Origin of the sequence: Mesorhizobium sp. KR9-304 (assembly GCF_040049215.1) — a bacterium.
GTDB lineage: Bacteria > Pseudomonadota > Alphaproteobacteria > Rhizobiales > Rhizobiaceae > Mesorhizobium_K.
On the sequence record NZ_JBDZDN010000003.1, the window covers coordinates 388,945 to 401,679 of the forward strand.

General features: G+C 64.0%; 12 protein-coding genes. 11 read left to right on the top strand and 1 reads right to left on the bottom strand.

Going from position 1 to position 12,735, the window contains the following annotated elements; genetic code table 11:
* The first annotated feature begins 36 nt into the window (after window positions 1-36).
* Genes hemP through ABLE71_RS18100 form a run of 5 tightly spaced genes read left to right on the top strand, consistent with a single transcriptional unit; the run spans window position 37 to window position 4,130 of the window.
* Complete coding sequence (hemP, locus tag ABLE71_RS18080; protein ID WP_348784852.1) at window positions 37-249, top strand: hemin uptake protein HemP; 213 nt, start codon at window positions 37-39, stop codon at window positions 247-249.
* Window positions 250-259: 10 nt separating this feature from the next.
* Window positions 260-1,315: a ChuX/HutX family heme-like substrate-binding protein gene (locus ABLE71_RS18085; RefSeq protein WP_348784853.1), complete on the top strand. Its 1,056-nt coding sequence runs from the start codon at window positions 260-262 to the stop codon at window positions 1,313-1,315.
* A gap of 11 nt (window positions 1,316-1,326) precedes the next feature.
* Entirely contained in the window at window positions 1,327-2,226 is a 900-nt protein-coding gene (locus ABLE71_RS18090) for a hemin ABC transporter substrate-binding protein (protein WP_348784854.1), read from the top strand.
* 1 nt (window position 2,227) lies between these two features.
* Window positions 2,228-3,331, top strand: a complete 1,104-nt coding sequence (locus ABLE71_RS18095; protein ID WP_348784855.1) for an iron ABC transporter permease — start codon at window positions 2,228-2,230, stop codon at window positions 3,329-3,331.
* A 7-nt stretch (window positions 3,332-3,338) separates the two neighbouring features.
* Window positions 3,339-4,130, top strand: coding sequence for a heme ABC transporter ATP-binding protein (locus tag ABLE71_RS18100; RefSeq protein ID WP_348784856.1), 792 nt, complete (start codon window positions 3,339-3,341; stop codon window positions 4,128-4,130).
* Here ABLE71_RS18100 and rirA read toward each other — a convergent pair whose 3' ends face one another.
* On the bottom strand, window positions 4,131-4,595 hold the full coding sequence (rirA, locus tag ABLE71_RS18105) for an iron-responsive transcriptional regulator RirA (protein WP_348784857.1): 465 nt from the start codon (window positions 4,593-4,595) through the stop codon (window positions 4,131-4,133).
* Window positions 4,596-4,873: 278 nt separating this feature from the next.
* On the opposite strand from rirA, the gene ABLE71_RS18110 reads away from it, so the two are divergent.
* From ABLE71_RS18110 to ABLE71_RS18135, 6 genes are all read left to right on the top strand, one after another.
* On the top strand, window positions 4,874-6,172 hold the full coding sequence (locus tag ABLE71_RS18110) for a DUF445 domain-containing protein (RefSeq protein WP_348784858.1): 1,299 nt from the start codon (window positions 4,874-4,876) through the stop codon (window positions 6,170-6,172).
* A 162-nt stretch (window positions 6,173-6,334) separates the two neighbouring features.
* The gene (locus tag ABLE71_RS18115; protein ID WP_348784859.1) at window positions 6,335-6,832 is read left to right on the top strand and encodes a (2Fe-2S)-binding protein; all 498 of its coding nucleotides are present in this window, start codon (window positions 6,335-6,337) and stop codon (window positions 6,830-6,832) included.
* 139 nt (window positions 6,833-6,971) lie between these two features.
* Complete coding sequence (locus tag ABLE71_RS18120; RefSeq protein WP_348784860.1) at window positions 6,972-9,314, top strand: xanthine dehydrogenase family protein molybdopterin-binding subunit; 2,343 nt, start codon at window positions 6,972-6,974, stop codon at window positions 9,312-9,314.
* Window positions 9,315-9,426: 112 nt separating this feature from the next.
* Window positions 9,427-10,221: a xanthine dehydrogenase family protein subunit M gene (locus ABLE71_RS18125; protein WP_348784861.1), complete on the top strand. Its 795-nt coding sequence runs from the start codon at window positions 9,427-9,429 to the stop codon at window positions 10,219-10,221.
* Window positions 10,222-10,346: 125 nt separating this feature from the next.
* Window positions 10,347-11,696: a DUF3300 domain-containing protein gene (locus ABLE71_RS18130; RefSeq protein WP_348784862.1), complete on the top strand. Its 1,350-nt coding sequence runs from the start codon at window positions 10,347-10,349 to the stop codon at window positions 11,694-11,696.
* A gap of 98 nt (window positions 11,697-11,794) precedes the next feature.
* Window positions 11,795-12,694: a DUF2950 domain-containing protein gene (locus ABLE71_RS18135; protein WP_348785155.1), complete on the top strand. Its 900-nt coding sequence runs from the start codon at window positions 11,795-11,797 to the stop codon at window positions 12,692-12,694.
* The last annotated feature ends 41 nt before the right edge of the window (window positions 12,695-12,735 follow it).

Consider the following 12,735-nt stretch of genomic DNA (forward strand, 5'->3'; position numbering starts at 1 on the left):
GAATTGGTGATGACGGACGGGGAAAGGAGCGGATCGATGAACACGCACAACCCGCATGAATTCCGGTTTCGGCCGCGTCGTCCGGTGACGGACGAGCAGGCCCAATACACCGCCGCCGGCAGGCTGCCGCCGCGCACGGTGTCCAGCGAGGCGCTGTTCAACGGCCTCTATGAAATAGGCATCAACCATGGCGGCTCGCTCTATCGGCTGAAGATCACCCGCCAAGGCAAGCTCATCCTCAACAAGTAGGCATCCCGACATGGACCAGCGCGTCAAACCGGCACCGCATGAGATTCGTATTGCGCGCGCCGAAAACCCCAAGATGCGTGAGCGCGACCTCGCCGCGCAGCTTGGCGTATCGGAGGCGGAGTTCGTCGCCGCGCATTGCGGCGACGGCGTGCAGCGCATCGAGTCGCGCGTCAACGAGTTGCTGCTCGGGCTGGAAGCTGTCGGCGAGGTCATGGCGCTGACACGCAACGAAAGCGCGGTCCACGAGAAGATCGGCATCTACGACAAGGTCCAGGCAGGCGATCACGCCGCGCTGGTCCTCGGCGCCGATATCGACCTGCGAATCTTCCCGAAAACCTGGGCGCATGGTTTCGCGGTCGAGAAGCGCGAGGGCGACGAGATCCGCCGCTCGCTGCAGTTCTTCGACGAAGCCGGCGAAGCGGTGCACAAGGTACATCTGCGTCCCGCATCCAATCTCTACGCCTATCAGAAGCTTGTCGCGGCCCTGGTCTCGCCGGACCAGTCGCCGACGGTCGCGCTACAAGGCATCGCCGAGGGCGAGCCGGATACAGGCGAAACGGGGAGCGCCGAGGAATTGCGCGACCGCTGGAGCCGGATGACCGACGTGCATCAGTTCTTCGGCATGCTCAAGAAGTTGAAGCTGACGCGTCACCAGGCCGTGCACATGATCGGGGACGATTTTGCCTGGCGGCTCGCCGACGAAAGCCTGGCCGCCATGTTCAATCACGCGGCGGCAGGCGGCATGCCGATCATGTGCTTTGTCGGCAACCGCGGCTGCATCCAGATCCATTCCGGCCCGGTCAGCAACATCAAGGTCATGGGTCCGTGGATCAACGTGCTCGATAAGACCTTTCATCTGCATCTGAGGCAGGACCGCGTCCGCGAACTCTGGACGGTGCGCAAGCCGACCAAGGACGGCCACGTCACCTCGATCGAGGCATACGACGCCAGCCAGCAGATGATCATCCAGTTTTTCGGCCAGCGCCACGAAGGCGAACCGGAGCGCGACGACTGGCGCTTCCTGGCCGAAAATCTGCCGCGCACCGCGCAATCGTCCGCGGCCTGAGGAGCAGTTTCATGGGTTACGCCAGATTGTTTACGCGCCTCCTTTGCGCGGGTTCGCTTCTGTTTGCGCTGGGTCTGGGCTCTCCCGCGGCGACGGCGGAACAAGGGCAGGAGATATTCAAGGACACGTCGCGCATCGCCTCGATCGGTGGCGCGATCACGGAGATCGTCTACGCGCTCGGCGAACAGGACAAGCTCGTCGCACGCGACTCCACCAGCCTCTATCCGGAAGCCGCGCTGAAGCTTCCCGATGTCGGTTATATGCGCGCCCTTTCTCCCGAAGGCGTGCTGTCGATCAATCCGACTGGAATCCTGGCTGTCGAAGGCAGCGGGCCGAAGGAAGCGATCGACGTGCTGAGAAAGGCGAGCGTGCCCTTCATCATGGTGCCCGAAACCTTCGACCACGCCGGCATCCTCGAAAAGATACGCGTCGTCGGGCAGGCAATGGGCGCAGAGGAGAAGGCGGCCGCGCTGTCGGGGAAAGTCGAGGCCGACCTCGCCGCCGCGGAAAAACTGACCGCCGGAATCGCCGACAGGAAGCGCGTGCTTTTTATCCTCTCCATGCAGGGAGGAAAGCTTCTTGCGGCCGGCTCGAACACGGCGGCGAACGGCATCATCGAACTTGCTGGCGGCGTGAATGCCGTCGACGGCTTTTCAGGATACAGGCAACTGTCCGACGAGGCTGCGATCTTGGCCAGACCGGACATCATATTGATGATGGATCGGGGCGGCGATCATGGCCCAGCGGATGCCGAGCTTTTCACTCATCCCGCCATCGCATCGACGCCGGCGGGTCAGGCAAAACGGTTGGTCCGGCTCGACGCCAACTATCTGCTCGGATTCGGCCCCCGTACGGCCGGCGCGATACGCGATCTGGCGACCGCGCTCTACGGTGATGAATTGAAGGGCTGACATGTCCCTTGGTCCGGCTGCCGGGGTGATCGGGACGAGGAATGCAACGGCCGTCCATGGCGACCGTGCTTCGCGTGCGCGATTTGCTATTCTGCTCCTCGCCATCCTGCTCGTGGCGACGGTCCTTTTCAGCCTTGCGTCGGGCGCGTCAAACGCATCTGCCCTTGCCCTCGTCCGCGGCTGGCTGCTGGCAACGTCCTCCGCCGATCCGATATCGATCCGCGACGGCATCATCGTATACGATATCCGCCTGCCACGCGTGATCATGGGCGTGCTGATAGGCGCCGCGCTGGCCGTGTCCGGCGCGGTGCTGCAGGGGCTTTTCCGCAACCCGCTGGCCGATCCGGGGCTGGTCGGCGTGTCTGCCGGCTCCAGCCTCGGCGCAGTCTCGGTTATAGTGCTCGGCGCCAGCACGCTTGCGCCACTGACTGAGATGTTCGGAACCTTCGCGCTGCCGCTCGCCGCCTTTGTCGGCGGGTTGGTCACGACTCTCGTTCTTTATCGCGTCGCGACCAGGCAGGGACGGACATCGGTCGCCACGATGCTGCTTGCCGGCATCGCCATCGCCGCGCTTGCGATGGCGCTCACCGGGATCCTGATCTTCATGGCCGACGACCGGCAGTTGCGCGACCTGACCTTCTGGCAACTCGGATCTCTGGCCGGCGCGACCTGGCAGAAAATCGGCGCCGTCGCTCCGATCATCGTCGTGGCCCTGGCGACGACACCGTTCGTGGCAGGCGGACTCAACGCGCTGGCGCTCGGCGAGGCGACGGCAGGCCATCTCGGCATTCCCGTCCAGCGGCTGAAATACATTGCCATCCTGTCGGTGTCGGCGGCCGTCGGCGCATCGGTATCCGTCAGCGGCGGCATCGGCTTCGTCGGCATCGTCGTGCCGCACCTTTTGCGTCTGCTCATTGGACCGGACAACCGCTATCTGCTGCCGGCCTCGGCGTTGCTGGGCGCCAGCATGCTTTTGCTAGCGGACGCCGTCAGCAGGACGATCGTCGCTCCGGCCGAGCTTCCGATCGGCATCGTCACCGCGACGGTAGGCGCTCCCTTCTTCCTCTGGATCCTCCTGCGCCGCCGCGGGATTCTGGACCTGTGAGCCGGTAATGATCGAAGCGCGCGACCTATCCGTATCCATCGGCGGCCGGAAGATCATCTCGAACGTGGATTTCGAGGTGAAGCCCGGCGAACTGGCCGCGATCGTCGGCCCGAACGGTTCGGGCAAGACCACCTTTCTCAAGGCGCTCTCGGCCGAGCTTCCCTACACCGGCCGCGTGAGCATGAACGGCCGCGACCTTGCCATGATGAAGGCCTGGGAGGCCGCGTCGCTGCGCGCCGTGCTGCCGCAGGCGACCGCGCTGTCCTTTCCGTTCACCGTGCGCGAGATCGTCAAGCTCGGACTGACCGGCGGACGTTCCGGGGCGCTGGCCGGCGAGGATGAGCGCCTGCCGGAACGGGCGCTTGCGCGCGTCGACCTCGACGGGTTCGCGGGCCGCTTCTACCAGGAGCTTTCAGGCGGCGAGCAGCAGCGTGTCCAGCTTGCCCGCGTGCTCTGTCAGGTCTGGGCGCCGGTCCTCGACGGCAAGCCGCGCTACCTGTTCCTCGACGAACCGGTCTCCAGCCTCGACATCAAGCATCAACTCATCATCATGAACCTGGCGCGCGATTTCGCCACGCGTGGGGGAGGGGTGGTCGCCATCCTGCACGACCTCAATCTGACGGCCATGTACGCCGGTCGCATCTTCGTCATGCATCGCGGCCGGCTGGCTGCGGCCGGTTCGCCCCTGGAGGTGCTTAGCGATGAACTGATCTCGAATGTATTCGAATGCAAGCTGAAGGTAGGGGTGCTGCCGGCCGCCGGTACGCCCTTCGTGCTGCCGCAGTCGGCGGGGCTGTAACTATCCAGCGAGTGCCTGCGGCTGGATCGGCATTTCAATGCCGAGCAGGCCGCGCATATCGGGCTTCGCCGCCACCAGGTCGGCGATGGAATGGCGCATCAGGACTGCGAAGAATGCGTTCAGCGCTTCGCGCAGCGCCGAGTTCAGCGCGCAGGAATCGACCAGCGGGCACTCGGCGGCGTCGCTCTCGAAACACTCGGCCATGGCGAAATTCTCTTCCGTCACGCGCACCACATCGAACAGCGTGATCTGCTCCGCCGGTCGGCCGAGCCGCACGCCGCCGTTGCGGCCGCGTACAGTCTGAACCAGCCCGTGCTCGACAAGCGGCTGCAGGATCTTGAACAGGAACAGCTCGGATACGGAATACGCGCTTGCGATCTCCGGAATCCGGCTCAGACGGCCATCGTTGGCGGCGCAGTACATGAGTATGCGCATCGCGTAGTTGGTCTGTCGCGTAAGCCGCATGGGGCAAGTCCTCGCGAAGCTGGGGTCAATTTGGAATATGGCCTATTCCTTAGAACAATTCCAGACAAGAAGCCAATAAAACCTGAATTCCTTTATCTACTTTCGTGCGGATGGCGGCTTATTTGCGACATGTCCCATGGTCGCGAGGGGACCGGAACGGGCGATGCCCGCTACACCGAGGCAAGGCATCATGAATACGCGCCCCGATTGCTGCAGACGAGGTCTTCGAACCCTATCTTCGATGTCAGCACGCTTCGTCAACCGGAGACCGACCGGCCATGCCTTCAGCAATCGAATCCGCACTGCCGGACGGCATTCCCGCACCCGAGGACGCGCATAAGCTCGCCGCGCTCAGGCGAACGAAAGCTATTGCGACGGGCGCTCTCGCCCTTTGCGTCGCGGTGTTCGCGCTGGCGAAATATTTCGAGCCGGTGTGGCCGTGGCTGTCCTTCGTGGCCGCCTTCGCCGAAGCGGCGACGATCGGCGGCATTGCCGACTGGTACGCCGTGGTGGCGCTGTTCAGGCGGCCGCTCGGACTGCCGATCCCGCACACCGCCATCATCCCCGAGAACCGGAACCGAATCGCCGACAATCTCGGCCGCTTCATAGAAGCCAACTTCCTCGCACCCGGACCGGTGCGGGACAAGCTCCGGCAAGTCGACTTCGCCGCGCTGGTCGCCGATTGGCTGACCGGTCCCGACCGTGCGGCCGGCCTGTCTCGCTTCGTCGCGCGGCTCGTTCCGCAGACCCTCACGGCGTTGGAGGGATCCGGGCTGCGCGACTTCATCAAGCAGCGCATGCAGGACGAAATCGGGAAGGTGAAGGTTGCACCGCTCGCCGCCGACCTGCTCTCTGCCTTTACCGAGGATCGCCGCCACCAGAAGCTGTTCGACGAGTTCATCAAGGTTGTCGGCCGTTTTCTGAACGACGAGCAGGCCTTGGCGACGATGCGCGAGAGGATTCGCGAGGAGTTGCCGTCGCTGTTCAACCTGTTTCGCGCCGATGCCTACCTGCTCAAGAAGATCGTTGCCTCCGCCGGCTCGCTGCTCGAAGAGGTGAGGGCGGACGCCGACCATCCCACGCGGCTGGAATTCGACCGTTTCGTGCACCGGTTCATCGAGCGCCTGCGCCACTCGAAGGACTACGCCAGGCGCGCCGAGAAGCTGAAACTTGACCTGCTCGCTCGTCCCGAAGTGGCTGAATTCGCTCAGGATGTCTGGGAAAGCACGCGCCGCTTCGTCGAGCAGGACGCGAAAGCCGACGATTCGGTGATACGCCGGCATCTGGCATCGATGTTCGTCGACATCGGGCGCCATCTTGGCACGGATCCGCAGATCCGCGCGGATATGAACGAAGGTTTCGTCGTGGCGCTATCGTCGTTTGTCGAGAGCCAGAAGAGCGGCGTCTCCACCTTCATAGCCGATCAGGTGCGGCGCTGGGATCTTGTCCAACTCACCCGCCTGATCGAAATCAATATCGGCAGGGACCTGCAGTACATCCGGTTTAACGGCATGCTGATCGGCGGGCTTGCCGGGGTGATCCTGCACGTCGCGGAACGGCTGTTTCTGACAGGCTGAGGGAAGCGCTGCCCGCCGAAAGTTCAATATGCGACGGCTGCCGGCGGGAGCATTCTCGCGTGCGAAGCAGAAAAACGCTTTTCCGACAGATCGTTGTGGATATAGGTTGCGCTAGCCGGACTTCGGCGTCGAGTACCTAGGCAGAGGACCAAGGGAGGGATCATGTCCAACGTATCGTTGGTGGTGAATGGGCGGAGTGTGAGCGCCGACGTTGAGGACCGAACGCTTCTGGTCCATTTTCTGAGGGAAAATCTGGGACTTACGGGAACCCATGTCGGCTGCGACACGTCGCAGTGCGGCGCCTGCGTGGTGCATATCGACGGCAAGGCGGTCAAGTCCTGCACGATGCTCGCCGCACAGGCCTCGGGCTCGACAATCGTTACGATTGAAGGACTTGCGGACGGCGCCGAGCTCCACCCGGTGCAGGCGGCCTTCAAGGAGCACCACGGGCTGCAATGCGGTTTCTGCACGCCCGGAATGATCATGGCGGCGACCGACATGATCAGCCGGCACCCGGAGGGCCTGGACGAGGCGACAGTGCGCGCCGAACTCGAAGGCAACATCTGCCGCTGCACCGGATATCACAACATCGTCAAGGCGATACTGGCGGCCTCTCAAGCGATGGCCAAGGGTCAAAAGGGCGCGGCCAAGGCGGCCTGAGAAATTCCGAGCGTGGACAGAATTCCCGACCGGCCCCGACGCGACATGATTTCGACAAGCGATTCCAAGGGCCTAGCCGGCACCGCGACAAAAGACACGCGGAAATCTGTTCACATCATGGTTCAGGAGGAGGACTCTGATGGGTATTGAGGGAATTGGCGCGCGCGTCGCGCGAAAAGAAGACAAAAGGTTCATCACCGGCGCCGGCCGCTATGTCGACGACATGGTCGTGCCCGGAATGAAGCATGCGGCTTTCGTCAGAAGCCCGCATGCGCATGCCGAGATCGTCTCGATCGACGTGGCCGCCGCGAAGGCGATGCCGGGCGTCATCGGGGTGCTTACCGGCAAGGAGCTGAAAGCCGACGGCATCGGCAACCTGATCTGCGGATGGATGATCCACTCCAAGGACGGCACGCCGATGAAGATGGGCGCCTGGTCGCCGCTGGCGGTGGACAAGGTGCGGTATGTCGGCGACGCCGTTGTCGTCGTCGTTGCCGAGACGAAGAGCCTGGCGCGCGACGCCGCCGAGGCGGTCGCGATCACCTACAAGGAACTGCCGTCGGTTACCGACGCGTCGAAGGCGATGGAAGCCGGCCAGCCGCAGATCCATCCTGAAGCGGAAAACAATCTGATCTTCGACTGGGACCTCGGCAATGCCGACGAGACCGCTGCGGCCTTCGCCAAGGCGGCGCATATCGTAAAGCTCGACATCATCAACAACCGCCTCATTCCGAACGCGATGGAGCCGCGCGCCGCCCTCGGCCAATACGACAAGGCGGAGGACCACTACACCTGCTGGACGACCTCGCAGAACCCGCACCTCGCCCGGCTGGTGATGAGCGCCTTCTACAACATCGCGCCTGAAAACAAGCTGCGCGTCATCGCGCCTGACGTCGGCGGCGGCTTCGGTTCGAAGATCTACATCTACCCCGAAGAGATCGTCTGCCTGTGGGCCTCGAAGAAGACCGGCGTGCCGGTGAAATGGGTGGCCGACCGGACCGAGAGCTTCCTCTGCGACGCGCACGGCCGCGACCATCACACCCATGCCGAGATGGCGTTCGACAGCGACCACAAGATCACTGGCTTCAAGGTCGACATGCAGGTCAATCTGGGCGCCTACATGTCGCTGTTCTCGTCGGTGACCCCGACCTATCTGTGCGCGACGCTGCTGTCGGGCCAGTACAACATTCCCGCGATCCTCGCCAATGTGAAGGCGATCTACACCAACACGGCGCCCGTCGACGCCTATCGCGGCGCCGGTAGGCCCGAGACGACCTATGTCCTCGAGCGCATGATGGAGGTGGCGGCGCGGCAGTTCGGCATGAGTCCGGTCGAACTCAGGCGGAAAAACTTCATCCGCGAGTTCCCGCACCAGACGCCGGTGGTGCTGATGTATGACGCCGGCGACTACGACGCCTCGCTCGACGCAGCGCTGAAGGCTTCGGACCATGCAGGCTTCCCTGCGCGGCGGGAGGAGGCCAGGAAGCGCGGCAAGCTGCGCGGCATCGGCATGAGCTGCTATATCGAGGCCTGCGGCATCGCGCCGTCGGCGGCGGTCGGCAGCCTGGGCGCAGGCGTCGGCCTTTGGGAAAGTGCGGAGGTGCGCGTCAACGCGGTCGGCACGATCGAGGTGCTGACCGGCTCGCACAGCCACGGCCAGGGTCACGAGACGACGTTCGCGCAGCTCGTCAATTCGCGCTTCGGCCTGCCCATCGAGCAGGTGTCGATCGTGCATGGCGACACCGACAAGGTGCAGATGGGCATGGGCACGTACGGCTCGCGCTCGGGCGCGGTCGGCATGAGCGCGATCGTCAAGGCGCTCGACAAGGTCGAGGCCAAGGCGAAGAAGATCGCCGCGCACCTGCTCGAAGCCGACGAAGGCGACATCGTCATCGAGGACGGCGCGCTGAAGGTCGCCGGCACCGACAAGACCATACCGTGGTTCCAGATGGCGCTGGCCGCCTACACCGCGCACAATCTGCCGTCCGGCATGGAGCCGGGCCTGAAGGAGACGGCGTTCTACGATCCCAGCAACTTCACCTTCCCGGCAGGCTGCTATGTCTGCGAGGTCGAGATCGACCCGGAGACGGGGGTGACCGACATTGTGCAGTTCGTCGCCGCCGACGATTTCGGCAACATCATCAACCCGATGATCGTCGAGGGCCAGGTGCATGGCGGCATCGCGCAAGGCGTCGGCCAGGCGCTGCTCGAAGGCGCGGTCTACGACGACAACGGCCAGCTCGTGACGGCGAGTTACATGGACTATGCGATGCCGCGAGCGGGCGACCTGCCATCGTTCCAGGTGTCGACCTCGAACACGCCGTGCCCGTCGAATCCGCTTGGCATCAAGGGCTGCGGCGAGGCCGGCGCGATCGGTTCGCCGCCGGCGGTGATCAACGCGATCACCGACGCGCTCGGCCACGAAAACCTGACCATGCCGGCGACGCCGCTGAAGGTGTGGCGGGCAATCAACAAACACTGAGGGAGTAGTGAGTAGGGAATAGTGAGTAGTGGAAAGAGGCGGACAGGCCTCGGCGAACTACTCACTACTGACTAATCCCTACTCACTCTCTTTCCGAAGGGAGAGAAACCAAATGTACGCAGTCAACTACCACCGCGCCTCCTCCGTGGCGGATGCTCTGAAACTGCTCGAAACCGGCGACGCCAAGGCGCTGGGCGGCGGGATGACGCTGATCCCGGCGATGAAGACCAGGCTCGCCGCGCCCTCCGATCTCGTCGACCTCGCCCATATCGCGGAGCTGAAGGGTATCAAGGTTGCGGGCATACAGGTCACCATCGGCGCGGGCGCGACGCATTTCGAAGTGTCCAGCAACGCCGAGATCAAGAAGGTCGCGCCTGCATTCTCGCAGCTGGCGTCGATGATCGGCGACCCGCACGTGCGCTACAAGGGCACGATCGGCGGCTCGGTCGCCAACAACGACCCGGCCGCAGACTATCCGGCGGCACTTCTGGCGCTCGGCGCGACGATCGTGACCAACGCCAGGGAGATCGCGGCGGACGACTTCTTCACCGGCCTGTTCGAGACCGCGCTGGGTGCGGGAGAGATCATCACCGCCGTGCGCTTCGACGCGCCGGAGAAGGCCGGTTACGAAAAATTCCGCAACCCGGCGTCGCGCTACGCGATAACAGGCGTGTTCGTCGCCAAGGGCGGTTCGGGCGTGCGGGTCGCGGTGACGGGGGCGGGCGAAAACGGCGTCTTCCGCGCGGCCGAACTGGAGGCGGCGCTGGCGCAGCACTTCGCGCCTTCGGCGGTGGACGGGGTCGCCGTGTCGGCCGACGCGCTGATGAGCGACATCCACGCCTCGGCCGAATACCGGGCGAATCTGGTGAAGGTGATGGCCAAGAGGGCGGTGGCGAAGGCTGGGTGAGGTGCGAACACATCGGGGCTAGCGCGTTCCCGACACTTCCGAAGCCGATTTGAACGAGTGCTACAGGCGCTGCCGGACCTTTTGGGTCTACAAAGCGGTGTATTGCAGCCGTGGAGGATGAAACCATGATTGGCAATCGCTTTGCCCGGAGAATTGCCGGGGCGGCTGCGGTGCTGCTGACGATGATGGCGCAGCCGCTCCAGCCTGCGTACGCGCAGGAGCAGGTGGCGGCCGCCGATGCAGCGGATGCAGCCGCGCAGTCGCCCGAACCGCTGAGCGCCGACGAGATGGAGGTGCTGGTTGCCAGGATTGCGCTCTACCCGGACGAGTTGATCGCGGTGATCACGGCAGCAGCGCTCTATCCGCTGCAGGTCGTCGAGGCGGCGCGCTATCTCGACCGGTACGAGAAGGACAAGAGCCTGAAGCCGAAGGAAAGTTGGGACGGCAGCGTGGTGTCGCTGCTCAACTATCCCGAGATCGTCAGGATGATGAGCGACGACCTCGAATGGACGCAAGCGCTCGGGGACGCCATCGCATACCAGCAGAAGGACGTGCTGATCGCCATCCAGCAGTTGCGCGACGAGGCGGTCGCCAAGGGCGTCATCAAGACCGACGACAAGATCCAGGTGGTCAAGGAGAACGACAACGTCGTCATCAAGTCGGCCAGCCCGGAGGTGATCTACGTCCCGCAATATCCGCCGGAGATGTTTTACGAGCCGGGCTATGTGTGGGAGCCGATCCGCTACTATCCCGACCCTTACCCATACTACTGGTACCCGGGGGCGACGTTCTTTGCCGGGGCGGTGACCGGAGCCATCTGGGCTGCCGCCGTCGATTGGGACGATTGGGGCGTATGGGGCGGCCGCTGGCACGGCGGCGACATCGATATCGACTGCAACAACTGCTTCAACAACCGCGACTTCAACGGCAAGATCAACATCAATGACGTAGACTGGAGGAATGTCGATCGCAGCAAGATCAACATCGACCGCGACCAGTTGAACAAGTTCGACCGCAACGAGATCAGAAACAAGGTCAAGGCGAACGGCGACAACGCCATCCGCGATCGCGCCAGGGACATCAAGAAGCGCGACAACATCGCCAACAAGCGGCCGGACGCGGGTGGCCCGGGAACGAAAGACGTACGCAAAAGCACGCTCGACGGGCTGAAGGGCAAGGGTGGTCAGGCTGCGAACCGGCCGGCCAACAAGGCGAACGTCGACCGCCCCTCCAGCCGGCCTGCCGCCGGCAAGCCCGCCAACGTGAACCGCAAGGCCGGCAAGCCAAAGCCAGCGGCCCGCGTCGACAACCGTCCGAAGAAACCTTCGGGGCTCGGCAACGTCAACCGCGGCAAGTCCACCAAGGTGAGTTCCAACCGCGGCCACAAGTCGATGGGCGGCGGCAGTCGAGGCGGCGGCGGCCACAAGCAGGTCAGGCGCCCAAGCGGCGGCGGCGGCGGTGGGCGCAGGCGCTGATGGCACGGGAGGACATGACCATGACAAAGACATTTCACGCCGTTCGTCCCATTCGGCTCGTCCTGTCCATCTGCGCGGGCGCGCTCGCCGCTTGCATCATGGCTTCGCTGCCTCCTGCCGCCGCGGCCCAGGACGCGCCACAGCCGCCCGAGATAGAGTCGTTCGCCGCGGCCACTGAGCCGCCAGCCTTCGACACGCCGGAGGCCGCGGTGGAAGCCTTCAAGACGGCCTTGCAGGCGCCGGGCAGCGACGCGATCGCGGCCCTTCTCGGCCTCGATGCCGCCAAGCTCAAGGCAGACGAGAACACCGAGGCGACGCTCGCCCAGATCAAGGAGGGTGTGGCCAAGCAGCTTGTCCTCGACGGCGAGGACGACAGCAGGCTGCTTCAGATCGGCGACAAGCTGTGGCCGCTGCCGTTCCCGCTGGTCAAGGTCGAGGATGGCAAATGGGCTTTCGACACCTATGCCGGGCTGGAGGAGATCGTGAACCGCCGCGTCGGCGAGAACGAACTGCAGACCATCGAGACGATGCGCGCCTATGTCGACGCGCAGGAAGACTATGCGTCGCAGGACCGCGACGACGACGGCGTCGAGGAGTTCGCGCAGAAGCTGATCAGCACGGAAGGCATGACCGACGGGCTCTTCTGGCCAGCCGATGATATCAACGGCGAGAGCCCGGCGGGCGACTTCGTCAATCAGGCGGAACTCGACGATGCGGGAAAGGGCGAAGGCTATTTCGGCTACCGGTACCGCATCCTGAAGGGGCAGGGCGACCAGATTGCCGGCGGCGCATACGACTACGTCATCAACGGCAACATGATCGCCGGCTTCGCGCTCATCGCCTGGCCGGTGAAATATGCCGGGACCGGCGTGAATACCTTTGTCGTCAACCAGCACGGCGTGGTCTACGAAACCGACCTCGGGGCTGCGACTGAGCAGATCGTCAAGCATATCGAGCGCTTCAACCCGGACGACCAATGGAAGGTCGTGGTGGATTAGGCGATGTAGGCGCTCGGATACACGAAAGGCTTGGAAGGTCG

Coding starts and splice junctions, on each gene's coding strand:
- hemP (WP_348784852.1), top strand. CDS start 37: ATGAACACGCACAACCCGCATGAATTCCGGTTTCGGCCGCGTCGTCCG.
- ABLE71_RS18085 (WP_348784853.1), top strand. CDS start 260: ATGGACCAGCGCGTCAAACCGGCACCGCATGAGATTCGTATTGCGCGC.
- ABLE71_RS18090 (WP_348784854.1), top strand. CDS start 1,327: ATGGGTTACGCCAGATTGTTTACGCGCCTCCTTTGCGCGGGTTCGCTT.
- ABLE71_RS18095 (WP_348784855.1), top strand. CDS start 2,228: ATGTCCCTTGGTCCGGCTGCCGGGGTGATCGGGACGAGGAATGCAACG.
- ABLE71_RS18100 (WP_348784856.1), top strand. CDS start 3,339: ATGATCGAAGCGCGCGACCTATCCGTATCCATCGGCGGCCGGAAGATC.
- rirA (WP_348784857.1), bottom strand. CDS start 4,595: ATGCGGCTTACGCGACAGACCAACTACGCGATGCGCATACTCATGTAC.
- ABLE71_RS18110 (WP_348784858.1), top strand. CDS start 4,874: ATGCCTTCAGCAATCGAATCCGCACTGCCGGACGGCATTCCCGCACCC.
- ABLE71_RS18115 (WP_348784859.1), top strand. CDS start 6,335: ATGTCCAACGTATCGTTGGTGGTGAATGGGCGGAGTGTGAGCGCCGAC.
- ABLE71_RS18120 (WP_348784860.1), top strand. CDS start 6,972: ATGGGTATTGAGGGAATTGGCGCGCGCGTCGCGCGAAAAGAAGACAAA.
- ABLE71_RS18125 (WP_348784861.1), top strand. CDS start 9,427: ATGTACGCAGTCAACTACCACCGCGCCTCCTCCGTGGCGGATGCTCTG.
- ABLE71_RS18130 (WP_348784862.1), top strand. CDS start 10,347: ATGATTGGCAATCGCTTTGCCCGGAGAATTGCCGGGGCGGCTGCGGTG.
- ABLE71_RS18135 (WP_348785155.1), top strand. CDS start 11,795: ATGGCTTCGCTGCCTCCTGCCGCCGCGGCCCAGGACGCGCCACAGCCG.